The organism is Maribacter sp. UBA3344, assembly GCF_002362375.1.
Taxonomy (GTDB): Bacteria; Bacteroidota; Bacteroidia; order Flavobacteriales; family Flavobacteriaceae; genus Maribacter; species Maribacter dokdonensis.
Map to the genome: position 1 here is coordinate 178,415 of NZ_DERI01000008.1, position 25,589 is coordinate 204,003.

Genomic DNA, 25,589 nt, shown 5'->3' on the forward strand with positions numbered 1-25,589 from the left:
ATTAACGAATATTAAAGAAGGTTATTATTAATACAACGCTAATATTCTTAAGTTTGTATCTTAAATTAACATTGATGGCTGAGAAAAAAATAATTACCAAAAAGTCTGAAGACTTTTTTGAAAAATACTTGAACAATGCCGCTCCTACAGGTTATGAGTGGGAAGGGCAAAAAATATGGATGGACTACCTAAAGCCTTATGTAGATACATTTATAACAGATACTTATGGTACTGCGGTAGGAGTTATAAATCCTGATGCTAAATATAAAGTGGTCATTGAAGGGCATTCAGACGAAATCTCATGGTACGTTAATTATATTACGGATAACGGACTTATTCACGTTATAAGAAATGGTGGAAGCGATCACCTAATTGCTCCATCTAAATGGGTAAACATACATACTAAAAACGGAATCGTAAAAGGTATTTTTGGCTGGCCAGCTATTCATACCCGTAAAGGGGATAAAGAGGAAACTCCAAAAATTGAGAATATTACCGTTGATGTTGGTGCAACCACCAAAGAAGAAGTTGAAAAACTTGGTGTACATGTAGGTTGTGTAATTACATACCCAGACGAATTTCAAATTCTTAATAAGAACAAATATGTTTGTAGAGCTATAGATAATAGAGCTGGTGGTTTTATGATTGCCGAAGTTGCACGTCTATTGCATGAGAATAAAGTAGAATTACCTTTTGGACTTTACATTACAAACTCTGTTCAAGAAGAGATTGGATTACGAGGTGCGGAAATGATTACACAAACTATTCAGCCAAACATTGCTATTGTTACAGATGTTTGTCACGACACTACAACTCCAATGATCAAAAAAGAGGTTCAGGGACATACCGAAATTGGAGCCGGACCTGTAATTTCATATGCCCCAGCGGTACAGAACAAATTACGTGAACGTATCATTGAGACGGCCGAAAAGAAAAACATACCATTTCAACGAATGGCTGCATCTAGATCTACCGGTACAGATACAGATGCATTTGCCTACAGTAATGGCGGTGTTGCTTCTGCTTTAATTTCTTTACCGTTACGTTACATGCACACTACCGTAGAAACGGTTCATAAAGATGATGTTGAAAATGTAATTCGTCTGATCTACGAAACATTGTTAACGATAAAGGATGGCGAAACTTTTAGCTATTTCGAATAATCTTATTTAATCCCTCCACCAATTTGGAGGGATTTTTTTTTACGCTATGGATGAACTAATTGATATTTTAGATGCTGATGGAAGAATAACCAATAGAACGGCAATGAAAAGTGAAGCCCATAAAAACGGATGGTTTCACCAAACGGTTCATATTTGGTTTTACACCTTAGATGGCAAAGTTCTTTTACAGCAACGTGGTAAGAACAAAGATGTTTACCCCCTACTTTGGGATGTTAGCGTTGCAGGTCATATTGGTGCTGGCGAAAATATAATTACCTCTGCACTACGGGAAATAGAAGAAGAAATCGGTTTAACCATTCAACCTGAAAAATTGCAAAAAATTGGAGTTTTTAAATCTGTACACAATCATTCCAAAAATTTGATGGATTATGAGTTTCATCATACATTTTTGGCTCCCTTACATTTATCATTACATGATTTACGAAAGCAAGAAAGTGAAGTAGAAAACTTAAAATTGATTCCAATGGATCAATTCACTAAAGAATTAGGTGATATTTCAAAGTTTAAGTACGTACCACATGAAATATCGTACTATAATACTATCACCAAGGAAATTTCTAAATGTTTGGCAACAAGCAATTAAAAGCCAGGATTTCAATGTTACCTCTTATAGTTTAAAAACTGCTTTCCTCAGCCATTTTAACTACTCCAACCGTTAAAATTAAATTGGCAAAACGTCGTTGTTCACCTGTCTGTATGATTAGTGTAGTGGTCTTATCACGGATTTGGTCGTAAAATGCCCACCTTTCCATTTCACTCCAACTAACATCTCCCAGCAATTCTTTATATGCCAAATGTATTTCAGCATTTGCTTCAGGTGGTTTTTCCATTACAATTGCTCCTTGTATTGGACAAACCTCAAGTATACCTTCAAGAACAGTCAATGCATCTAACAGGCCTGGTTTAAAATTTAAATGTACTGTTGTGGAATTTGGACCGTTCATTGCGCCAACAGGTAGATTACCATCTGCAATAACAACTTGGGCAAAATGTCCAGAACGTGCAAGAACCTCCATTATAGTAGGATGAATAACCGGAGTCTTAAGCATAATTATATTTTTAAAATAAATATGAGAATAAAACACTAGCTACCAAATGGCAACCAGTGTTTTATTTTTAATCGATTTTTTACATATTATAGACGCCACCATTGATGTCTAGCGTAGCTCCAGTAATAAAGCCATCGTATTCAGATGCCAGATACAATACAGCTCTAGCTACATCATCAGCGTTACCTGCTCTTTGAATAGGAATACCTTTTGTAGTTTCTGCAGCTGATTCCTTTGTTGTATGCGTATTGTGAAATGAAGTACCTAAGATGAGCCCTGGCGCAACAGCATTAACTCTTATTCCCTGTGGTCCTAATTCAGAAGAAAGTGCCCTTGTATACGTTAAAATAGCTCCTTTACTGGTTGAATATACCAATGATCCCGGGTGACCGCCTTTACGACCTGCCAATGATGCTAAATTGACCATACTACTATTTTCATTCTTTGCCAAATATGGTGCTGCTGCCCGTGTAACGAACATCATTGAAGTCATATTAATATCCATCACCTTGTGCCAAAAATCCGTTTCCATTTCACTTAGCATTTTACGGGCAACTAAAGAACCTGCATTATTGATTAAAATATGAAGTCCGCCCAATGCTTCAACTGTCTTTTCTACCAATGTGTTTGCATCGCTTTCTTTTGTGAGATCACCACTTACCGCAATTGCTTTTACACCTTTATCCTTAGCATAGGCTACAAGCTTATCTGCGGTATCTGCACTTGAGAAATAATGAATGGAAACATTTGCGCCACTATCAATGAAATGTTTGGTGATAGACTCTCCTATTCCTTGTGCACCGGCGGTAATCAATACATTTTTACCAAATAATTTGTTACTATTCGTCATGATTCTTTTAATTATAAAACTTGATTGTATTTTGGTTCTAAACCATTTTGATCGGCAATTGAAAACTGCACAACCAAATTGGTTAACCAAATATAATCAAAAATGACTCAGTAAGCTTATATTTGATTTTAAGGTACTTAACTCAAATAATCTATGAAAGCACCAACGTTGTTTAAGCTATATTCTAGTTGAGAGCCTTCATTCATGTTCTTTACAACAAATGAATTATTACTCAACTCCTGCTCCCCAATTAATATAACATAAGGTACATTGCGATTATTGGCATACTTCATCTGCTTTTGCATTTTGGCACTTGAAGGATACATATCTGCCTTTATGCCGGCTTTTCGCAACTGAGTAACCAATTTTAAGGCCGCCATAGCTTCCTTTTCCCCAAAGTTGACACAAAGTACTTGTAGCGAGCGATCAATTGCTTCAGGAAAAAGATCAAGTTCTTCTAGTACTAAATAAATACGATCCAGACCAAAAGAAATTCCCACACCACTTACATTCTTTAAACCAAAAATTCCCGTAAGGTCATCATAGCGGCCACCACCACCTATAGATCCCATTTTAACACCCTCAGGCGCCGCAACTTCAAATATAGCGCCGGTATAATAGTTTAATCCGCGTGCCAGGGTGACATCTATTGACAATTTAGCAGATTGTAGACCCAGGGCAGAAATAGTCTCTAGAATAAAACGCAGCTCGTTCAATCCTTTTTTACCTTCTTCAGAATCTTTTAAAAGACCATCCAAGCGTTCTAATTGTTCGTTGTTACTACCTTGTGGTAAAAATAATGGTGATGCTTTTTCAATTGCTTCTTCGGTAATACCCTTAGCGAGCATTTCTTTTTTGACTCCGTCCTCCCCTATTTTATCTAGCTTATCCAATGCAACGGTAAAATCTATCAATAAATCCTTAGCTCCAATTACTTCTGCAATACCTGCCAAGATTTTTCTATTGTTCATTTTTATAGTTGCACCTTCCAATTTTAAATCGGAAAATACAGCATCATACAACTGAACCAGCTCTACTTCTTGAAGCAATGAATCTGAGCCAACAACATCGGCATCACATTGAAAAAACTCTCTAAATCTACCCTTTTGTGGTCTATCGGCTCTCCAAACTGGTTGAATTTGATAGCGTTTAAAAGGAAAATCCAACTCATTTTGATGCATTACCACGTAACGTGCAAAAGGTACAGTAAGATCGTAGCGCAATGCTTTCTCAGTAATTTTAGGAGCTATACTGTTCGAATTTTTATTAGTATAGGTAGCATCATCAACCTTTCTAAGAAAATCACCGGAATTCAATATTTTGAAAATCAAACGATCACCTTCTTCTCCATATTTACCCAATAACGTATCTGAATTCTCAAAAGAAGGAGTTTCAATAGGTTGAAATCCATAAGTTTGAAAGTTCTTTTTGATAGTATCAAAAATGTAATTACGTTTTGCTATTTCAGAAGGATTAAAATCTCTGGTGCCTTTAGGTATAGATGGTTTCTGTGCCATTAAATTTATATTGTATTGCAAATATAACCTTCCATAAAACAAGGCTACATTTTAATAGTATGGATTTTAGATTTTTATTGTTCTATTTAGTAACGATAACTTTCTCGAACCATTGGTATAATTCTCCCTTGGTAATTACCGCCCCTTGCTTTATCAATAAAAACTTATCTACGTTTTTATCATCGGTGTACGCTTTAGATGCAGTTAAATACTCTACAAAATCCGATTGCCAGTTTCTCTTGAACCAATCGAAACCAACAGTTGTGGTTAAATCAATTTCAGGATTCATCACCTTTACGGAAATCAATTTCATTTCTTTATCCGTTAAATGAAATAGGTGCATTTGATTGTTGGAAATATTCTCCAAATAGGTCACTTTTGCTAAAACACCTTCCCATACCAAATCGCTAAAAACATCTAATTCTTCCTCAGCAACCTTGGGCTTGTTCTTTTTAATATCATCCCATTCATCGCTTGTGATTGATTGTGTCGCAAGAAAATTGATAAATTCTGGATGCAATTCTTCCAGTTGCTCTTTTGTTAGCCGCGTATATTTCATTTTGCAAAAATAAAAAGCCCTAACATATTTGCTAGGGCTTTTACAACTTAATTTTATAAACTTAAAAGATATATCTCAATCCTACTTGTGCTTGCCATCTAGACAACAGACTTGCATCGTACCCAAATGTCTCTGTCAATTCAGGATTAAATGTGTAGGTAGGCACATTAGTATCCGGATCAACAGTTACACCAACAGGTTGAACATTATTTGGCTGTTGTACCAAGCCCCAATCAGAACTGATCAAATTACCTATGTTCAATACATCTACACTAAATTGTATAGTATTGGTTTTTCCTTCGGATACGGTGATTTTGTAATCTTGCAAGAATTTCACATCCCATCTTCCTCTCCATGGTGCTAAAGCTCCGTAACGCTCTGCATACTGACCTCTACGGTCACTTAAGTAATCATCTTGTGCAATATAGGCATCAAAAGCCGCTCCTTGACCTGCACCGGAAAATTGCATTTGACCAATTTCAGCTGAGGTAGGAACATAAATAAGGTCATTAATACCAGATCCATCTCCATTGATATCACCACCGTACGTATAATTGAACCTACCGCCTTGAGCATATTCAAAGAATGTGGAAAGTGTAGATGCCCATTTACCATTACCATACTCCCAGTTTTTGCTAGCTACACCAATAAACCTATGTTTATCACCATATTTTGATGGTGCTAATATATCTGCGTTGGCGTCATTAATAATTGGGTTACCTGCAAAAGCATCTGAAGTAATTTCTGCTTCAATGGAGTTTACGTCCTTGGCATCTAAATAACTATATGCCAACATTGTGTACAGACCATTATTAAAGTTTTTCTGGGCCTTCAAAGATGCATTCCAAATTCTTCCTTTATTTGAGTTGGTAAACACATATGGACCAGCACCTAAACCAAAGCTGTTCAATAAATCATCAGCAGTATAGGTTGCTCTTGTATCTACACCTGATAAATTACCAGATGGTGATGTCAATGCCCAGTTTTGAACGTGTGGACCATTGATATCTTTTGTATAAGAAAGGTCTGCAGTAAGCACCATACCATCATCTAAACGCTTATCAACACCTAAATTAGTTCTCCATACTTGTGGAAATTTGTAATCTGGATCAACTGCCTGCAAGAAAAATACATCTGGATTAGCAATTTGGTTTCCTAACCATACAAATGGAAAACGTCCTGTAAACAAACCTGATCCACCACGAAGCTGTAGCGACTTATCCCCATTTACATCATAGTTAAAACCTACTCTTGGGGAAATTAGCCAATCATTAGTTGGCATTTGTGTATTATCAATAAAAACCGTTTCGCCTGTATTAGGGTTTTCATAAGGTTGATCAGCAATTACAAAACCTCTATCAATAACATCTTGTGCTTTCTGTGCGGAATCAAAAAACAAAGGCTTATCAAAACGTACACCATAGGTTAATTTAAATTTCTCGTTTACGTTCCATTCATCTTGTACATAAAAAGCCAATTGACCTACATTTGTTTCTGCCAATGCCCAACCTTCGCCATCTGGTACAGCGTTATTGGCATTAAATGTTGCTTGCGGTCCTGCAAAGTCATACGAAGTTGCATCGAAATCAGCTATATCTACGCTTCCAAATTTTGAAAAACCATATGCCGTAAGGTTAAATGAATTATCGAACATGAATTTCTCAAGAGAAAACCCTACCGTATACGTATGATCTCCTTTATAAAAATTCAGGTTGTTCGTAATTTGAAATACCTTTTGATCCAATCTATTGTGAGCAGAAAATGGTTCATGACCAGCAATAATGTAATTAGACCCATCTTTAGCAATATTGATTGATGGAGCAGGAGACGAAAATGGATTTCTATAGTCATTAAAATGAGTATACCCCACTTGAAGCTTGTTAGATGCTGTTTCGGATAATGATGAATTCAATTCTACCTGAACAGATTTAAGCTCGTTATTTTGCTCATAGCCAGAATTTTGAAACTGTAGCGTATTTGCATTAGGACCTCTAAATTGTATTGCCGTAGGGTGTGCCGGTTTTTGCTTGGATGCATTCAAAAAGTTATAAATTACCGCTAAACGATTATTATCGTTTATGTTCCAGTCTAATTTAAAAAGCCCTTTTGTAGATTCCGCATCATGGGTAAAACCTTCATAAGCACCTGGATCATATCCTACTGCCAGTAATTGATCCCTAACAGCAATTAAATCACTTTCCAATACTCTAGATTCATTGATTGCTCCCGAACCTGTGTTTGGTACCCAGCCATTAGTTCCTAAATCTGTTCTCTCATCTCTTTCGAAATTAGCGAAAAAGAATAGTTTGTTCTTCACTACCGGACCACCAATACTTACACCGTATTGACTTTGGTCTAATTTTGGTTTTACAATGTCATCACCTTTGATTTTTCCCCCGGTCATATCTTCATTTCTGAAAAAACCGTAAACCGTACCGTGAAATTCGTTAGATCCACTCTTGGTTACGGCATTAACTGAAGCCCCCGTAAAACCGGACTGAGTTACATCATAAGGTGCTGTTGATACTTGAATTTGCTCAATAGCATCCAAAGAAATTGGTTGAGAATCTGTCTGACCTCCTGGTGTAGCTGCATCTAACCCAAATGGGTTATTGAAAATTGCTCCATCTAGGGAAAAATTATTGAATTGGTCATTTCTACCACCAAAAGAATTTCCGCTTGCTGTTGGCTCTAAACGTGTAAAATCTGCAGCAGAACGTGAAATTGTAGGTAAACGCGTCAACTCTCTTCTACCCACACTAGTTTCTGCACCAGTTCTATCACTGCTAAAAGTACCAGAACGATCAGATACTACCGTGACCTCGTCCAATGCTTGACTTTCACTTGCCAATTTAACATCAACGTTAAATGTTTGGCCTAATGATAAATTAACATCTGTAAGTAAATAAGGTTTAAATCCTACATAAGAGATTTCTACCGTGTAAGGACCACCAACACGAAGGTTAAGTAGGTTAAATCTACCATCTTCATTAGAAATAGAACCATACTTAGTACCTGTAGGGGTATGTATGGCTACAATATTTGCTCCAAATAGTGGTTGATCTTGGTCATCCATTACCAAACCTCTAATGTTAGAGGTGGTAACCTGACCGTAAGTTGCGCTTACAAAAAGCAACAACAACAATTGAAAAAACAAGTTGTTTTTCATGGAATTTTTGGTTTAGAGTTATTTATGAGTTCTTTAACAAAAATACCAAAAAAAAAGAGCTATGCATGCATAGCTCTTTAAAGTTATTAACTTAGAGAGTTAATTATTTCTGCTCGGCAACAACTTCGAAACCAAAATCAACAATTACCTCGCGGTGTAATCTGATTTGAGCATTATAAGGACCGGTTCTTTTAACGGCACCACCTTGTATGCTAATATATTTCTTGTCAATTGCGTGACCTTCTTTTTCAAGAGCACCAGCTAAATCACCATTTGTAACAGAACCGAACAATTTGTCGGCAGCACCAGTTTTAGCGGTAATTTTTAATTCTAAAGCTTTTAATGCCTCTTCAGTTTTCTTAGCTGCATCAATTACTTTTTTCTCTTTATGTGCTCTTTGTTTTAAATTTTCAGCTAAAACTTTTTTAGCTGAAACCGTAGCCATAGTAGCTAAGCCTTGTGGTATAAGGAAATTTCTTCCATAACCGTTCTTAACATTCACTACGTCGTCTTTAAAACCTAAATTTTGTACGTCTTCTTTTAATATAAGCTCCATGATTCTTTGTCTTATTATTTTAATAAATCAGCAACATATGGCATTAAAGCCAAATGACGAGCTCTTTTTACGGCTTGTGCCACTTTTCTTTGATACTTCAATGAAGTTCCTGTAAGTCTTCTAGGTAACAATTTACCTTGCTCGTTTACCAACTTCAATAAAAAATCAGCATCTTTATAATCTACGTATTTAATACCAGATTTTTTAAAACGACAATACTTTTTCTTAGTGTTGGTCTCAATGTTCAATGGAGTTAGATACCTGATCTCTCCATCTTTCTTTCCTTTTGCCTGTTGTTGTAATGTTGCCATAATACTTAAGCTTTAGCGGTTTTGTTTCTTGTTCTTCTTTTTTCTGCCCATGCAATTGCGTGCTTGTCCAATTTAACGGTCAAGAAACGCATAACACGTTCATCTCTTCTAAATTCCTGCTCGTAAGGTGATACTACCTCACCATCGCTAGTGAATTCAAACAAGTGGTAAAAGCCACTCTTTTTGTTTTGAATAGGATAAGCTAATTTCTTTAGCCCCCAATTCTCTTTAGCTACCATTTTGGCGCCATTGTTAATTAAGAAATCTTCAAATTTCTTAACTGTTTCCTCTATCTGAACATCAGATAGAACGGGATTCAAAATGAAAACAGTTTCGTAATGGTTCATATTATATTTGTTTTTAAGGAGTGCAAAAATAGATATTTTTTTAAAATAAATATAAGAAATGCAAATATTCTTCGTTATTGAATGGTATTAACATTTAAAAAGTAAACCAAATCTTAAATATATCATCATTACCAATTACACGATCAACAGCGCATTGTTCACATCTTTTGTTGCAGTTCAGCATGTTTTTTCGGTTCTTTGTCGATGATTTAACCCCACAAATCAACCCTTATGAAGTTAAGAAGTATCATCGTTGACGACTCATCTATGCAAAGGATGGCCGTTGCCAAGTTGGTAAACAATCATCCAAATTTAACTATGGTAGCTGAATATAGTAATGCTATCGAAGCTAAAAATGGAATCAAGAACCATGAGATAGATCTTATATTCCTTGATGTTGAAATGCCAATTATTACAGGATTCGACCTACTCGAGTCACTAGAAAACAGTCCTCAGGTAATTTTAATTACCGGTAAACCTGATTATGCCCTTAAAGCATTTGATTATGATGTAACGGATTATTTACATAAACCGATTACCATGGCACGTTTTGATGCCTCTGTAAAAAGAGCCGTTGCCAATTACGAACAAATGCATAGAGTCAATGAAGACGAAGAGCATATTTTTGTAAAAAGTAACCTCAAGAAAAGAAAGGTCATTTTAAATGATATTAAGTGGATCGAAGCTCTTGGTGACTATATTAAGTTGGTAACAGACGAAGCTAATATTGTAATCTTATCAACAATGAAGTCTTTTGAAAAGCAATTGCCAGAAGATAAGTTTTTAAGAATTCACAAATCATATATCATTAACCTAGAAAAGGTTGAAAAATTCAACAGTAAAAATGTTGAAGTTAGCGGTAGATCAATTCCGTTAAGTAGAAATAAGAAAACAGAACTTGCCGAAGCGCTTAGTAACGTATAATATATGGTATAATTTTACTCTCCAAAAAAAGACCGCTGATCAGCGGTCTTTTTTTATATATGGTCTACATTATAAATAACCCGAACACTTCTATACATAGCTACAGATTTAAATGACTTCTCTATTCTTCTAATATTCGCTTTTGTCTGCACCAAAGAATTTGCCTTTTGAACCTTTACTACTATATGCTTTAAGTACTGATTTCTAATTCTTGCTACCGGTGGGTATTCCGGTCCTAATACCGTACCGCCAAAATTGGTACGCAATGCACTTGTAAACCAATCTGCAGCCTCATTAAGCACATTGTAGTTTTTATGCTTGAACGTTACTTTTATAATTCTATTTACGGGCGGGTATTTAAACTGTTCTCGCTCATATAGCTGTTCTTTATACATATTCACGTAATCACCCGTTGTCACCTGTTTTAATATTTGATGGTACGGATTATAGGTTTGTATTAAAACCTTTCCCCTTTTCTTGGTTCGCCCTGCCCTACCCGATACTTGAGTTAACAATTGATAGGTTTTTTCATGCGCTCTATAATCAGGGAAATTCAATAATGAATCTGCATTCATTACCCCAACCAAATTCACATTTCTAAAATCAAGGCCTTTGGTCAGCATTTGGGTACCCACCAAAACATCCAGCTCTTGTTGCTCAAAGGCATTAATTATCTTTTCATAACCATGTTTGCCACGAGTAGTATCCAAATCCATTCTCCCTACCTTGGCCTCTGGAAATAACTCCTTAACTTCCTTTTCTATTTGTTCGGTTCCAAATCCTTTGGTATCCAATTCTGGACTACCACAAGCAAAGCAAGCTTCTGGTAATGCCGTATGATGACCGCAATAATGACAGCGTAATTGGTTCCTATATTGATGGTAGGTTAAACTTACATCACAATTTGGACATTGGGGAGAATGACCACATGTTAAACACTCCATCAATGGTGCAAACCCCCTTCTATTTTGAAAAAGTATGATTTGAGAACCCTCCTTTAGGGTTTCTTCCATCTCCAAAAAAAGACGTTCGGAAAAATGTCCTTTCATTTTTCTTTTCCTTTGCGCTTCTTTTATATCAACCAATTCCATATCTGGCATAAGCACGTTGCCATAACGCCTGGTAATTTCAGCATAACCATATTTACCGGTTTGGGTATTGTAATAACTCTCTACACTGGGCGTTGCAGAACCCAATAAAATATTCGCTTTATGAAAATGCCCTAAAACAATAGCCGCATCTCTTGCATGATATCTTGGTGCCGGATCAAATTGCTTAAATGAACCCTCATGCTCTTCATCAACAATTATAAGCCCCAACTTACCAAAGGGCAGATACATTGCCGATCTTGCACCAATTACAAGCTGCGCTTTGGGTTTAGACTGTAATACATTTTGCCAAACCTCTACCCTTTCCTGTACATTATATTTTGAATGATATATGGCTATTTTCTCACCAAAATATTCTTGGAGTCTACTAATAAGCTGAGTAGTTAACGCTATTTCCGGTAACAGGTACAATGCTTGCAAGCCTTTTTCCAGACATTCTTCAATCAATTTCACATAAACTTCAGTCTTACCAGAGGAAGTCACACCTTTTAACAACGTAACCTTACCCGCCTCAAAAGAAGATTTGATATCAGCTAAAGCCGCTTCTTGATATTCATTTAGATCTTTAGACTCAGAATTGTCATTTTCCCCTTCATAATTTACTCGGTCGGTCTTAATAAAGTACTCTTCTAAAATTCCCTTATCAACTAATGATTTTATTACCGCTTTTGAAGAATTGCTAGCTTTCTCTAACCCAGAAACCTTAATAGGTTTTTGACTTTTGCCTTGCAATTGAAACAATGACAAAACCACCTGGCTTTGTTTTGGCGCCCTGGTCAATGAATTTAAAAGTTCTTCTAATTTTTGATCGGATGTATGCTCAGCTCCTAATTTAACGTACCTAACTAATTTAGGTTTATATTGCTCATATACCTCTTCTTTCAGTAAGATTACGTTTTTATCAAGCAACCTTTGCAATATGGGCAATACATTTTTACGCTCTATGATTGCCGATACTTCTTGAACCTTTAAAATAGATTGATGCTGAAGTGCCTCGAAAACCAAAAACTCATCATCTAAAAGTTCATTTTCATCAATTTCATATGCGGTATTCCTCAGTATCAAAGTCTCACTTTCCAATAGAAATGCTCCCGGAAGAGCACTGCGTACTACTTCTCCTAGCGTACACATATAGTAAGAAGCTATCCACTCCCAATGTTTTAGTTGAACAGGGGTAACTATTGGGTAATCATCTAATATTTCATGAATTTCCTTTGCTTCATATGCCTCTGGTGGATTCTGATGTACGCTATAGATGATTGCGGTATAAATCTTAGATTTCCCAAAGGGAACCGCCACACGCATACCTGGCTGTAAAACCAATGCTTCTTCATCAGAAATAGCATAAGTAAAACTACGCTCTAAAGGTATTGGCAATATTACATTAACAAAGTTCAACATTCCTATCCTTGCACCCGTAACCATGTTTGGGTTCTATAGATAAAAGCCAAATACCCCCTAACCTTTAATTCATCTGGATTATCTGGGTTCAACCATATTTTAAAACGAAAGGTCATTGCTTGTTCTGGATCAAACAATCTTTTTCCCTTCCATTCACCATCATTATTTTTTTCGCCACCAGTAATAATCTCCATTCCTTTTACGGGCTTATCCTTTAAATCCCCATCACATTTATCACAAACCTTATTTTCTTTTCCCTCTTCTAGAATATCAACCACCTTACCATACATTAATCCATCTTTTTCATAGATTTCAATAAGGCCTTTTGGTTTACCCGTACGATCATCTATGGTTTTCCACGTTCCAAATACAGATTGTGCAGAAATACTCATTGAAATAAATAATGTAAAGAAAATGCTTAATTGTACGGTTTTGTCTATCATTCTTTTTTTGTGATTTTACGTAATGTATTGAGTGATGCATTCAACTCAAACCCAAGTAGCAATATATTAGAATTTAACCAGATGTATACCATTAAAATCAATAATCCTCCTAATGCCCCATACAATTCATTGTATCTAGCGAATTTTTCAACATAAATACCAAAGAGATATGATGTAATTAAGAATAATATAGTGGTCATTAATGCCCCTACAGAGAAAAATTTTGCCTGCTTACCCTCTCTGGTTCCAAAATAATACAGAATAGCCGTTGTAAAATATGATAGAATGATAAAGAAAAGTACTTTGGCGATCTGCACCCCTATTACCTCGTCTTCGCCTAAAATATAGCCTCCTTGCTTTGCCGCAAACTCAGATAGGTAGCCAAGCACGTAGAATTCAAAATAAATGAAAGCTACAAAACCTACAATAATTAGGATAGCCAATATTAACCCTACCATTAAAGCATATAGATATTGTCTAAAAAAATGGCGCGTAAGTTCTATATGATATGAAGTTTCAAACCCTCCAAAAATAGAATTCACCCCATTTGCTATTAAAAAAATGGATAACAAAAATGCCGAAGACAATAGACCTCCACGCTTTTGATCTTTAATCTGAGTAAACACTTCTCCAAAATAATCACCTGTTGCACTTGGTAAAAACGACTCTAAGAACAATTGAAACTGAACATCGAAATCACCATGCTCAATACTAATGTACGACACTAAAAACGGCACCAATGTTACCATAAATATGATCAATGGAAACAATGCCATAAATAAACTGAAGGCAATTGCACTGGCTCTTGTAGAGAGTGTACCTTTTAAAACCCCCAAAACATACATTTCTAAAAGGTCGTAAATAGAAAGCCCTTCAAATCCTGGTAACCTGATTTGTTTTAAAAATCTGACCACCCAATTTACAACAGGTATTTTTTCAAGTTTCTCTTCGACCTCTAAAGACATCTACACGGCTTTTAAGCTCAAATCTAAGTTATAAACGGAATGTGTTAACGCTCCTGACGAAATAAAATCTACACCACATTCCGCATATTCACGTATGGTCTTTTCATTAATACCACCAGAGGACTCGGTCAAACAAGTATCACCAATCAATTGGACCGCTTTACGGGTATCTTCATAATTAAAATTATCTATCAAAATACGATATACACCTTCTGACAGTAGAATCTCTTTAATTTCTCCTAAATCTCTCGCCTCAACAATAATTTTTAAATCGCGACCCGTCTCTTTTAAGTAATTTTTGGTTTTTTCTATTGCCTTTGTAATGCCACCAGCAAAATCAATATGATTATCTTTCAACATGATCATATCATATAAAGCAAACCTATGATTTTCACCACCACCTATTTTCACTGCCCATTTTTCTAAAGCCCGTATACCCGGTGTTGTTTTTCTGGTATCAAGAATTTTTGTGCCCGTACCCTTTAATAAATTGACGAACAAATTGGTTTTGGTAGCAATAGCGCTCATTCTTTGCATGGCATTAAGCACAAGGCGCTCAGCTTTTAAAATGCTTTGCGAGCTTCCTTCTACATAAAACACAATATCACCATGTTTTACCGGAGAACCATCTTTGATCAATACTTCTATCTTTAAATTGGGATCTACAAAATAAAAAACAAGTTCAGCAAAATCTACTCCGGCAATAATACCTTCATCTTTAACCAGCAATTTTGCTTTGCCAGTTGCACTATCCGGTATACACGCCAATGAACTATGATCGCCATCACCAACATCTTCACGAATGGCATTTGCTATGATTAATTTTATCTCTTCTTTAAACTGGTCTTCTGAAATCATATATTTAAAATCTATTGTATTGCTAATTTACAAATCCATTTGCGAAATTGATTTACTTTTGACATATGACTATAAAACTTTTAGCCATTGGCAAGACCGACAGCGGTCAATTACAAGAGCTTATTGAAGTATATGAAAAGCGATTACAGCATTATGTAAATTTTGAAATAGACATTATACCCGATCTTAAGAAAACCAAAAACTTGTCTGAAGACCAACAAAAAGAAAAAGAAGGTGAGCTTATTCTGAAAAAATTAGCACCTACCGATGTTCTTGTTCTTTTTGATGAAAAAGGAAAACAATTCAGTTCTGTTGAGTTTTCTCAATATCTACAGAAAAAAATGAACTCTGGTATAAAACAGTTGGTCTTTTTAATTGGAGGGCCATATGGATTTAGCAATGCTGTGTACGCCAAGGCATCTGGTAAAATTAGTCTATCAAAAATGACCTTTTCTCACCAAATGGTTCGCCTGTTCATTACCGAGCAAGTATATAGGGCATTTACCATTCTAAAAAATGAACCATATCATCACAGATAATTGTGAATCGCCATTAATCAAGCTTGTTTTTCAAGGGATTTCACCATATTATCTGAAACTCCCTCTAAATCCGTAAGCTCTTCCATTAAATATGAAATAAGCTCTTCTTTATGCGCCGTATTCTTTTCAATTTTTAGCACATGGTTGTAATTTTTGATATTCTTCATGTGCGATTGAAAGGCATGTGTTTGGTGCCAATTGATTTCTTTTAACTTCTGATTTTGAATAGCCATTTTCTTTATGGACGGATTGATAAAGAAAAATATTTCAATAATTAATATGATCAAAGAAAAAACCGCCAACTCCAATTCAATGATCATCAACGTCTTTATATCTTCTTCGGATGCTTTCTGAAATTGACCAACAATGGTATCCATTAAAAACAAAAACTGATCGGTCTCAGCTGATAATTTTTCAACATCTACAGTCTGCAGTTGATTGAAGTCGTCTAAAGTTTCAATGATATAGTTTAAATGCGGCTGCAGAAGATCAAAATTTTTCTGAATTTCCTCATTGTTCAATTCAGGAATGCCTGTAGCTTCATTCCCAATTTGCAAAGCAATATTTGCATTGGTCAATTTATTCATTGCTAAACGCAACTTACTAAAATCACATGTGCCATACTTACATTCGTAAACATGTTTCATTATTGATTGCGATAACATTCTTTGCCTACCCGCCTCATTGATCCTAAGAGAGTCTTGACGTTGTCTTGACAAAGAATATTGAATAATTGACTGTATTAATATTGTTAATATTATCACCGTAAAGACCAGTAGATAATAATTATTAAAATTTTTACCAGATTTTAGTTTCGACAAAATCTTTTTAAACATAACTAAAGATATTTCCTACAAAATAACATATATCTATACCATAACTATTTTATGTAAAAAATGTTGTAAAAAATTTGAATAACACAAACAAAAAAAGTGCAAGTAGTTAAACCTGCACTTTTTTATATATACTTTTTAAATGTATGAAGCTTTCGCTAGCGAATACTAGTACAACACCCTAAATTTAATAGTGTTCTCTACTTTCTTTAATTCTTTGATCACTTCTTTATTATACTCCTTGTCCAGATCGGTAATTACGTAACCCACCTCATTATCCGTAGAAAGGTATTGACTATTGATATTCAGTTCGTACTGCGCCAAAACCTTATTAATCTTCGCCATGATACCCGGCACATTTTTATGAATATGCAAGAATCTGTGCGATTTGTTTTGCTTTGGCAAACGAATATTAGGGAAGTTTACTGCATCTACAGTATTACCAGAATTAATGTAATCCATGATCTTATTAGGTACAAAATCCGCAATATCCCTCTGGGCTTCTTCTGTACTACCACCTACATGAGGAGTAAGAATTACATTGGGAAAACCTTGTAATTTGGTCTTAAAGTCTCCGTTACTTCTTGGCTCGTCTGGATAAACATCTATAGCCGCACCACCTACTTGACCAGATTTTAAGCTTTCTGCCAACGCATCAATATCAACAACAAACCCACGGGAAAGGTTGATTAGCATGGCGCCTTTTTTCATTTGGTTCAATTCACGCTCACCAATGAAGTTCTTGTTTGCCTTATTGTCGTCTATATGCAAAGTAACAACATCAGAAACACTTAATAAATCCTCTAATGAATTACACTTAACCGCATTACCTAGAGCCAACTTATCATCTACATCATAGTAATAAACGCGCATTCCCATTGCTTCGGCCAATACAGATAATTGCTTACCAATGTTACCGTAACCTACAATACCTAAATTCTTACCACGAACCTCGCGAGAACCAGCAGCAGTCTTCTGCCATTGACCTTCATGTATTTCCCTGCTACGGTCAAAAACACTTCTCATCAACATGATAATTTCACCTATAGCCAATTCTACTACAGATCTAGTATTGCTATAAGGCGCATTAAATGCAACAACACCTTTTTTCTTGGCAGTTTCAAGATCTATTTGCGTAGTACCTATACAAAAAGCACCAACCACCAATAACTTATCGGCTGCGTCTAAAACAGCTTTTGTTACTTGGGTCTTAGAACGGATACCAAGAACGTGAACGCCCTTTATCTTTTCTATCAGCTCTTCTTCTGGCAAGCTATGCTTGATCAGCTCAACGGAGAAACCGTCTTCTGACAAATTATCAAATGCAGCTGTGTGCACATTTTCTAATAAAAGGACCTTAATCCTATTCTTTGGGTACGAGATATTTCTTGGCAACTTGTTCACAAATAAAAATTCATCTAAACTTGGTGTAACATAATCCGCATTGTTAGCGGCTTTTTCTCTATGCACATTTTCGGTATAAGCAAAAAACTTATCTGCTATACCCGCTTCGCGCATTACATAATCACTATAACCATCTCCAATAACCTGAACTTCTCCGTCCAAATTCATCTGTTTTAGGCAATCAATTTTACCATTATGCTGAGACAGTACATTTTTTTCATCAAAACCGATGATATTACCTTCTTCATCAAATTTAAACGTATTTGCATAAACACGCTCAGAAGGTATATTATATTCTTTTACAATGGGGTCTATAAACTCTTTAAAACCACAAGATATTACATAAATATCATCTGCATATTTTTCAAAAAACTCCTTATTGGCCGCAATAGATTTAGAAATTTTATTTCTAAGGTTTTCTACCAAACCATCTAAGTCTTCCTTTTTGGCATGTAACAACTTAATACGACGCTCTAAAGACTCAGTAAACGAAATATCACCATCTATACCTAAATTGGTGATTTTCTGAATTTCTTGAATAACCTCCTCTTTATTGGATCTTCCCTCTAAAGTCATTTCTGCAAGTACATCTAGAGCCTCTACCCTTGTTAATGTACTATCGAAATCAAAAACATATTTTCTACTTACTTCTACCATCATTTTCTTTTGGTTAGATAGGAATATTAGTTTCTAAAAATAAGAAGCAAAAGTAAAAATTTAATTTATCCTGATATGTGATATTTTGTAAATAAAACAAAAAGGATATGTTATGATGTAAATTAACAAAATACCCCCATTTATCCCAAAAACCGAATTATGGAATTTGAAAACGCTTCAGTCTTATATGTGCCATTATGATCACCGGGGACTTTCTCCAATTTACCTTTAACAAAGCTATTTTTTAAGTCTTCTGCACTTCCGTTATCCAAATCGTCCGTGCCGGATATTACCAAAATTTCAATGACCAATTCATTTAGCTCTTTTACAGAAGTTACAGGTTGATATTTTTGTTGTAAATAGAGTGAGCGAAAATCAGCATTTATGGACTTTGCATAATCTACCGCGCCTTTGGTGAGTTGGTTCATTTCACCCTTGAAAGCGTTAGCGAACATTATTTTTCTATCCCATTCAGGATTTGTAAAATCTATGCCCATACCACCTAAAACCGCTTTTTCAATACGATCATCCTCTGTTAATAGTTTCGCTAAAACAATACTTCCTCTTGAATAGCCTACCGCCTTGTATTTTTCAACTTTTAGGTGATTCATTAATAACACCAAATCCTTAATCTCCGCCCCATTCCCATATGCCCCTTCACCTTTAGGTTTATCAGAATCTCCGTTACCTCTTAAATCTGGAATGATCACCCTGTACCCCGTATTGATCAATTGTTGTTTAAGTACAGTGTTATCCCATGATTTTCTAGAATTTAAAAATCCATGTAGCAGCAATATCGGTTCACCGTAACCTTCATCCGTATAGGCAATTTTAACTCCATCAAAAGATTCAAATGTGTTTACTTGAGCCGTTGTTTTTTGCATAAACGCAATGACAAGAAGACAGCTTATAAAATGCTTTTTAAACATCGGTGTTTAATTAAGAAACGTATAGTAAGCCAGCTAAAATTGCTAGACCAAAACTTACTAATGTCCCTATTAAAATATATTCCGTTAGCTTTCTATTGTTTCGCTCCTTTAAATCATTAAACCTAAAAACAGATTTAGCGGCTATTAATAAGCCGATAACTTCCCACCTACCAATTACTATAAATATCAACACAAACAGTCTTTCAATAATTCCAATATACTTACCGGCATTTGGCAAAGATTTATGATCAGTTTCAATTTGGTTGGACATGCCTTCTAAAATCTTTCCCATTATTATTGAAGCCGGAAATGTCACAAATACTATTGCCGTAATTAAATACCAATCTAAATTTTCAAAAAGAGCCAAGGTATGCGCATACAGATCAGCATAAAAAGCACAACAGTAAAGCACTATAATATGTAATGCCTGGTCTATAAAAAATGGAATACTTTTATTCTTGAACATGTCATTGGCATATAACTTCAACAAGTCGATTATAAAATGTAGTACCGCTACCGTAGCCGCTATTTTCCAAAGTGACAAATTCCACAACACCAGCATATACAATACAAAATGTAAAAGCACATGCAAATACAAAAACTTAGATGTTATTTTATTGGATTGTTTGTGGAGTACCCATCGTGTAGGCTGTAAAATAAAGTCTCCGACCAAGTGGGCCAGTAGTAGTTTAATAAAAATCAACATATTTATTCAGTGGTAATTAATTCTTTGTAATATGCCAAGACTTCTAAAACCAAGTCTAACCTAGCCCTTTTTAGCCTTTGGCTTACTGCCGATTGTTTTATACCTAACATTTGTGCCACCTCTTTTTGCGAAGAATGCGGATTATCGAGCACTAAGGTGACAATTTCTGCGGAAACCACACTCCAATCATCCATAAAGTCTAAAGCCAAGCGCAACATTAAATTTAACGTTCTATCATTTTTGGCTTCACCGGTAGCTATGCTTAGGTTTACCTTACTTTCTTTAAGTGTTTCAAAATTTCTTCCCGATCTTTGGTATGCCGGACCGTTAGATTCCGTTACTCCTGTACCAATATATGTTTCTAGGCCAATACCTATACCCATTCTTACATCTAAACCTTTTATGGTTTTAAGCATAGATTTAATACGTATTGCCGTAAATAAAGCATTCTTTTCAGTGACCTTTAGCTGAAATTCGTCTCCGCGATAAATCTCCCAATTCATTGGCGATTCGCCAAATTGGTTGAAATAATTCTTCAACATACCAATCCATTCAGAACTAGGATGATTTTCAGAATTAATTATATCGCCAGTAATTATAGCTATCATGATTATTAGTTAAAATGCTAATATATTAAATTATAAGCTAATTAATTAATATTTGCTGTTATTAGGTAATTCAGTAATCCAAATACAGGAATAACTCCCTCAAAACCAACGCCTTGTTAAGATACAATAATCTTTGAAGGAACGCCCAAATTTGTTCAAGAGAATTTGCTCTTCGGGAATAATTTGAAAACGATTCATATATGCTACAAAACCAGCAGCAACCAACGTATTAAAAGCATTGCCCAAAAATATACCCAATGCCAATAAAATCAGTAACAAGGCCAAATACATTGGGTTTCTAGAAAATTTAAATACTCCGCTAACTACCAAACTTTGTGCCTTATCAGGTTTTGTTGGGTCTACCGTGGTTTTTGCCAATCTAAATTGTAACAGTGCCAAAAGGGCAATTACCATACCTATACCCACTAAAAACTTAGCCAACATTAGTCTACCAAAGAAATCAAAATAGCCAATAGGCAATACTAAATCCAACAAATACATTATTGAACCAAAACATAAAAACACAATTACCGGCGGCACTTTTAATTCCATTTTATAAAATTACTACTTTTGATACTGAAAATTATCATACTAGATTTCAAATTGTTCCCATGAAGCTTGTTTTTGCTACCCACAACCCTAACAAATTAAAAGAAGTTCAACAGATGGTGCCCGATCATATTGAACTCATAAATTTAGAAACCATAGGTTGTACGACCAACATACCAGAAACCGCCAATACATTAGAAGGTAATGCAAAAATCAAAGCAGACTTTGTAACCAATACGTACCAATTATCTTGTTTTGCAGATGATACGGGACTACTTGTAGAGGCCCTTGACGGTGAACCAGGTGTTTATTCCGCTCGTTATGCCGGCGAACAAAATGATGCTGATGCCAACATGAACAAATTACTAGATAATTTGAAAAATGAACAAAACCGTACCGCCCATTTCAAGACGGTAATAGCTTTAAACCTAAATGGTAAAACCCATATATTTGAAGGAAAAATAGAAGGTGTAATTACAGAAAACAAACGAGGTGATAACGGTTTTGGCTATGACCCCATTTTTCAACCCAATGGATATGATAAAACCTTTGCAGAATTGCCTTTATCCATTAAGAACAACATAAGCCATAGAGCAAAGGCATTTAAAAAATTGATAGATTATTTAAACACTACACATGTTACAGGGTAAAAACAATAAAGAAACAGTAGAAGTATCGGTTGCATCTGAACGTGCAGAAGCTATTGGTGGCGTTCTAATTGCTTTGTTTGCTGCCCTAATGGCCATATCACAAATGGTGAACGGCGAGCTAGAGGAAGAAATGATGATCGCCCATAACAATGTAGTAAGCTATTCTAGCTGGTATCAATCTAAAAGCATCAAAGAAAGTTTAAAAGAAAGTGAGCTAGATTATTTGCACGCCCTAATTGAAAGTGGCATTGTATCTGGTGACAAAACCGACTTAATTGAACAAAAAATTTCTGTAGTCGAAAAAAAAATAGAAAAGTATGACGCTGAAAAAACTGAGATTCTTTTAGGTTCATCACAAGTAGGAAAAGAAAATTGGGTACAGGACATTGAAGGTGAAATGGGTAAAATAACCGGAGTAAAAGAATGGGAACAATTGACCCAAACCTATGACTACGCTACCAAGAAATTTGATTATGCCCTTCTATTCTTTCAAATATGTATAGTTCTTGGCGCCGTATGTATCATCATTTATGATAGCCCCGCACTGCAAAAAGGGTTAATTGTACTTATGATCATCTTCGGTATAATTGGCACTTTTCTTTCCATTTATGGGTATACTTTGGCTCCATAACATAACTTTTCAATTAAATTATACTGAACCAAATATTAGCAGTACCTTTGCCGCTTAATTAACGCCGCTGGTATAGCATGTGTTGCGCTGAGTCTAAATAGGTTATAAACGATAATCGCTCTATGCAACATTCATATTTGCGATTTAGTATAACATATTTATGACAAAGTTTGAAGCACTGGGACTAGAAAAGTCCTTATTAGATGCTATTACTGATATGGGTTTTGAAACCCCATCAGAAGTACAAGAAAAAGCAATCCCAATTTTATTGGAAAGTGAAACCGACCTAGTTGCCCTTGCGCAAACAGGTACCGGTAAAACAGCCGCTTTTGGTTTTCCATTAATTCAAAAAATAGATAGTGACAGTAGAACCACACAAGGTTTAATACTTTCACCTACTCGTGAGCTTTGCTTACAGATCACCAAAGAAATGCAAGCGTATTCTAAATACGAGCGCAATATTAATGTAGTTGCCATTTATGGTGGTGCCAGCATTACAGAACAAGCAAGACAAATAAAAAGGGGTGCTCAAATTATCGTAGCTACACCAGGTAGAATGAAAGATATGATCAGCAGACGCCTTGTTGACATATCTAAAATTAACTACTGTGTACTTGATGAGGCAGATGAAATGTTGAACATGGGCTTTATGGAAGATATCAAAGATATTCTTTCCGGTACACCTAACGACAAATCTACTTGGTTGTTCTCTGCAACAATGCCAAGAGAAGTGGCAACCATTGCCAAAAAATTTATGCACTCTCCTCAAGAGATTACGGTAGGTGCCAAAAATTCTGGTGCTTCAACGGTACAACATGAATATTATGTTGTTGGCGGTAGAGATCGTTACCCTGCACTTAAAAGATTGGCAGATACGAATCCTGATATATTTTCGGTTGTTTTCTGTAGAACAAAACGTGATACTCAAAAAGTAGCTGAGAAATTAATTGAAGATGGTTACAATGCAGGTGCACTACACGGAGATCTAAGCCAAAACCAAAGAGATTTGGTAATGAACTCTTTCCGTAAAAAACAAATTCAGATGTTGGTAGCTACAGACGTTGCTGCCCGTGGTATAGATGTTGATGACATTACACATGTTATCAATTACCAATTGCCAGACGAAATTGAAACGTATACGCACCGTAGTGGTAGAACCGGTAGAGCAGGTAAATCCGGTATCTCTATGGTTATTGTTACACGTAGCGAGCAACGTAAGATCCGTGCTATTGAAAATAAGATCAACCAGAAATTCATATCCAAAAAAATTCCTACGGGAATGGAAATCTGTGAGATTCAATTATATCACTTAGCAAATAAAATTAAGGACACTAAAGTTAATGACGAAGTAGACACCTACTTGCCCGCAATTAACGATGTTCTTGAAGGTATAGACCGTGAAGAATTGATCAAGAAAATTGTATCTGTAGAATTCACAAGATTCTTCAATTACTATAACAAATCTAAAGATTTAAACTCTTCTGACAGTGGTAGAGATCGTGATAACGGCAAAGCAGAAATACCAACTAGTGGTTCTGTTCGTTATTTTGTGAACGTTGGTGAAAGAGATGGTTACGATTGGATGTCTTTAAAAGACTTCATTAGAGATACCGTTGGTCTAGGTCAAGAAGATGTATTTAAGGTTGATGTTAAGGAGAGTTTTTCTTTCTTCAACACTGAAGCAGAAGTTACTCAACAAATTTTAGACAAGTTTACAGACTTTAAAGTTGACGGACGTTTTGTTAACGTAGAGGTATCCAAAAACCCAGGCGGTGGCGGTGGCGGCCGACGCAGAAGCGGCGGCGGTGGCGGCTTCAAAGGCAAGAGAAATGCTAGAAAAGATGGTGGTTCCCAGTCTAAAGGAAGAAGAAGAGACAGAAGTGAATCTAGCGCTCCAAACTCCGGAAAACGAAGAAGCAACAAAAGAAAAAATAACTTCTTTTAGTTAATTGTATATTAAAAATACGCTTCGGCGTATTTTTTTTATTTTGTTTGCAACTTAAATTACGCTTTAGTACAATGAAATATTTTTTATCGATCGCACTTATTGTCATTTCATTTTTGGGTTATTCGCAAGATACCAATGAAAGCCAACGTCTTAGTGCTGTCGTAAAAAATGCCCAAACAGATGAACTTCTTGAAAGTGTTCACGTTGTTAATCTAAATCAAGTATTTGGCACAATAACCAATGACAAAGGTGAATTTTCAATTACTGCCGCTGTAAACGATACTTTATATTTTTCTTTTCTTGGTTTTAAATCCCAGAAAATTAGGGTAACGAACGATATGTTCAAATTTGAGAATACAGAAATTGCCTTAACAGAGCTGGCCTATGCATTAGAAGAGGTCATTGTTAGACCTTATCAGCTTACCGGGTATTTAGAAATTGACGTTAAAAACCTTCCTATCAATAATGCCTACCAATACAGCATATCTGGCTTAGGGGTAAGTTATGAAGGTGGCAACAAAAACCCTAGTGCCGTTACAAAAGTTTTGGGGGCAATACTAAACCCTGCAGATCTTCTACGGAATTTATTCGGGAAAAAACCTGCGCAAATGCGAAAGCTTAGACAAATGCGTGAAGATGATGACATACGTAATCTATTAGCTTCAAAATTTGATAGAGAAACACTTACCGAATTTCTTCAACTGGAAAAAGTAGATATTCAGGATATCCTTAACAATTGTAATTATTCCAAATCATTTATTACTACAGCCAATGACCTTCAGATACTTGACGCCATTAGCAGCTGTTACGAGGAGTATAAAGTTCTTAACAGAAAGAAATAATATTTTTTAATACGAAATCCTTGTTATAGCTTTAATGCAAATAACAGGAAA

The 25,589-nt window shown here is 35.6% G+C and carries 26 protein-coding genes; 8 read left to right on the plus strand and 18 right to left on the minus strand.

The genetic code is table 11. From position 1 onward, the window contains the following. Nucleotides 1–74 precede the first annotated feature (74 nt). Nucleotides 75–1,163, plus strand: coding sequence for a M42 family metallopeptidase (locus B2Z27_RS03950; protein ID WP_058102998.1), 1,089 nt, complete (start codon nt 75–77; stop codon nt 1,161–1,163). Between the two features lie 46 nt (nt 1,164–1,209). Next, entirely contained in the window at nt 1,210–1,767 is a 558-nt protein-coding gene (locus B2Z27_RS03955) for an NUDIX hydrolase (RefSeq protein WP_286812660.1), read from the plus strand. Between the two features lie 31 nt (nt 1,768–1,798). On the opposite strand, the gene B2Z27_RS03960 is transcribed toward B2Z27_RS03955, so the two are convergent. From B2Z27_RS03960 to rpsF, 8 genes are all read right to left on the minus strand, one after another. Next, the gene (locus B2Z27_RS03960) at nt 1,799–2,233 is read right to left on the minus strand and encodes an RbsD/FucU domain-containing protein (protein WP_091603650.1); all 435 of its coding nucleotides are present in this window, start codon (nt 2,231–2,233) and stop codon (nt 1,799–1,801) included. 79 nt (nt 2,234–2,312) lie between these two features. Next, entirely contained in the window at nt 2,313–3,083 is a 771-nt protein-coding gene (locus tag B2Z27_RS03965) for an SDR family NAD(P)-dependent oxidoreductase (protein ID WP_286812661.1), read from the minus strand. Between the two features lie 137 nt (nt 3,084–3,220). Further along, the gene (gene hisS, locus B2Z27_RS03970; RefSeq protein WP_286812662.1) at nt 3,221–4,600 is read right to left on the minus strand and encodes a histidine--tRNA ligase; all 1,380 of its coding nucleotides are present in this window, start codon (nt 4,598–4,600) and stop codon (nt 3,221–3,223) included. An 82-nt stretch (nt 4,601–4,682) separates the two neighbouring features. Further along, the gene (locus tag B2Z27_RS03975; protein ID WP_286812663.1) at nt 4,683–5,159 is read right to left on the minus strand and encodes a DUF6495 family protein; all 477 of its coding nucleotides are present in this window, start codon (nt 5,157–5,159) and stop codon (nt 4,683–4,685) included. A gap of 61 nt (nt 5,160–5,220) precedes the next feature. Then, nucleotides 5,221–8,328: a TonB-dependent receptor gene (locus tag B2Z27_RS03980; RefSeq protein ID WP_286812664.1), complete on the minus strand. Its 3,108-nt coding sequence runs from the start codon at nt 8,326–8,328 to the stop codon at nt 5,221–5,223. Nucleotides 8,329–8,431: 103 nt separating this feature from the next. Then, nucleotides 8,432–8,884 carry a 50S ribosomal protein L9 gene (gene rplI, locus B2Z27_RS03985; RefSeq protein ID WP_058103005.1) on the minus strand — a complete coding sequence of 151 codons (453 nt, stop codon included), beginning with the start codon at nt 8,882–8,884 and terminating at the stop codon, nt 8,432–8,434. Between the two features lie 14 nt (nt 8,885–8,898). Beyond that, nucleotides 8,899–9,195: a 30S ribosomal protein S18 gene (rpsR, locus tag B2Z27_RS03990; RefSeq protein WP_027067300.1), complete on the minus strand. Its 297-nt coding sequence runs from the start codon at nt 9,193–9,195 to the stop codon at nt 8,899–8,901. 5 nt (nt 9,196–9,200) lie between these two features. Then, entirely contained in the window at nt 9,201–9,542 is a 342-nt protein-coding gene (rpsF, locus tag B2Z27_RS03995) for a 30S ribosomal protein S6 (RefSeq protein ID WP_058103006.1), read from the minus strand. Between the two features lie 231 nt (nt 9,543–9,773). Between rpsF and B2Z27_RS04000 the strand changes: the two genes are divergently transcribed. Further along, nucleotides 9,774–10,466 (plus strand): LytR/AlgR family response regulator transcription factor, encoded by a 693-nt coding sequence (locus tag B2Z27_RS04000; RefSeq protein WP_058103007.1) that lies wholly within the window; start codon nt 9,774–9,776, stop codon nt 10,464–10,466. Nucleotides 10,467–10,519: 53 nt separating this feature from the next. Here B2Z27_RS04000 and priA read toward each other — a convergent pair whose 3' ends face one another. Genes priA through nadC form a run of 4 tightly spaced genes read right to left on the minus strand, consistent with a single transcriptional unit; the run spans nt 10,520 to nt 15,242 of the window. Further along, a complete protein-coding gene (gene priA / locus B2Z27_RS04005) occupies nt 10,520–12,976 on the minus strand; it encodes a replication restart helicase PriA (RefSeq protein ID WP_286812808.1) in 2,457 nt (818 codons plus the stop codon). A 2-nt stretch (nt 12,977–12,978) separates the two neighbouring features. Further along, nucleotides 12,979–13,419 (minus strand): DUF2147 domain-containing protein, encoded by a 441-nt coding sequence (locus tag B2Z27_RS04010; RefSeq protein WP_058103008.1) that lies wholly within the window; start codon nt 13,417–13,419, stop codon nt 12,979–12,981. Continuing rightward, nucleotides 13,416–14,384, minus strand: coding sequence for a YihY/virulence factor BrkB family protein (locus B2Z27_RS04015; RefSeq protein WP_058103009.1), 969 nt, complete (start codon nt 14,382–14,384; stop codon nt 13,416–13,418). The genes B2Z27_RS04010 and B2Z27_RS04015 overlap by 4 nt, the downstream gene beginning before the upstream one ends. Further along, entirely contained in the window at nt 14,385–15,242 is an 858-nt protein-coding gene (gene nadC, locus B2Z27_RS04020) for a carboxylating nicotinate-nucleotide diphosphorylase (RefSeq protein ID WP_286812665.1), read from the minus strand. A gap of 65 nt (nt 15,243–15,307) precedes the next feature. Between nadC and rlmH the strand changes: the two genes are divergently transcribed. Beyond that, nucleotides 15,308–15,781 (plus strand): 23S rRNA (pseudouridine(1915)-N(3))-methyltransferase RlmH, encoded by a 474-nt coding sequence (rlmH, locus tag B2Z27_RS04025; RefSeq protein ID WP_058103011.1) that lies wholly within the window; start codon nt 15,308–15,310, stop codon nt 15,779–15,781. Nucleotides 15,782–15,798: 17 nt separating this feature from the next. Here rlmH and B2Z27_RS04030 read toward each other — a convergent pair whose 3' ends face one another. The 6 genes from B2Z27_RS04030 to B2Z27_RS04055 all read right to left on the minus strand — a co-directional run bounded on the left by B2Z27_RS04030 (nt 15,799) and on the right by B2Z27_RS04055 (nt 21,470). After that, complete coding sequence (locus B2Z27_RS04030; protein ID WP_286812666.1) at nt 15,799–16,617, minus strand: type IV pili methyl-accepting chemotaxis transducer N-terminal domain-containing protein; 819 nt, start codon at nt 16,615–16,617, stop codon at nt 15,799–15,801. 165 nt (nt 16,618–16,782) lie between these two features. Next, nucleotides 16,783–18,675 (minus strand): phosphoglycerate dehydrogenase, encoded by a 1,893-nt coding sequence (gene serA / locus B2Z27_RS04035; RefSeq protein ID WP_058104257.1) that lies wholly within the window; start codon nt 18,673–18,675, stop codon nt 16,783–16,785. Between the two features lie 140 nt (nt 18,676–18,815). Next, complete coding sequence (locus B2Z27_RS04040) at nt 18,816–19,559, minus strand: alpha/beta fold hydrolase (RefSeq protein WP_286812667.1); 744 nt, start codon at nt 19,557–19,559, stop codon at nt 18,816–18,818. Nucleotides 19,560–19,614: 55 nt separating this feature from the next. Beyond that, complete coding sequence (locus B2Z27_RS04045) at nt 19,615–20,310, minus strand: DUF3307 domain-containing protein (protein ID WP_071339586.1); 696 nt, start codon at nt 20,308–20,310, stop codon at nt 19,615–19,617. Nucleotides 20,311–20,312: 2 nt separating this feature from the next. Further along, nucleotides 20,313–20,918 carry a SatD family protein gene (locus B2Z27_RS04050; RefSeq protein ID WP_074674195.1) on the minus strand — a complete coding sequence of 202 codons (606 nt, stop codon included), beginning with the start codon at nt 20,916–20,918 and terminating at the stop codon, nt 20,313–20,315. A gap of 99 nt (nt 20,919–21,017) precedes the next feature. Then, nucleotides 21,018–21,470 (minus strand): methyltransferase family protein, encoded by a 453-nt coding sequence (locus B2Z27_RS04055; protein ID WP_286812668.1) that lies wholly within the window; start codon nt 21,468–21,470, stop codon nt 21,018–21,020. A 59-nt stretch (nt 21,471–21,529) separates the two neighbouring features. Between B2Z27_RS04055 and B2Z27_RS04060 the strand changes: the two genes are divergently transcribed. The 4 genes from B2Z27_RS04060 to B2Z27_RS04075 all read left to right on the plus strand — a co-directional run bounded on the left by B2Z27_RS04060 (nt 21,530) and on the right by B2Z27_RS04075 (nt 25,538). Then, complete coding sequence (locus B2Z27_RS04060; protein WP_286812669.1) at nt 21,530–22,117, plus strand: non-canonical purine NTP diphosphatase; 588 nt, start codon at nt 21,530–21,532, stop codon at nt 22,115–22,117. After that, on the plus strand, nt 22,104–22,748 hold the full coding sequence (locus tag B2Z27_RS04065; RefSeq protein ID WP_074674197.1) for a DUF4337 domain-containing protein: 645 nt from the start codon (nt 22,104–22,106) through the stop codon (nt 22,746–22,748). The genes B2Z27_RS04060 and B2Z27_RS04065 overlap by 14 nt, the downstream gene beginning before the upstream one ends. Before the next feature lie 160 nt (nt 22,749–22,908). Further along, entirely contained in the window at nt 22,909–24,693 is a 1,785-nt protein-coding gene (locus B2Z27_RS04070; protein ID WP_286812670.1) for a DEAD/DEAH box helicase, read from the plus strand. A 74-nt stretch (nt 24,694–24,767) separates the two neighbouring features. After that, a complete protein-coding gene (locus B2Z27_RS04075) occupies nt 24,768–25,538 on the plus strand; it encodes a carboxypeptidase-like regulatory domain-containing protein (RefSeq protein WP_058103019.1) in 771 nt (256 codons plus the stop codon). Nucleotides 25,539–25,589: the final 51 nt, after the last annotated feature.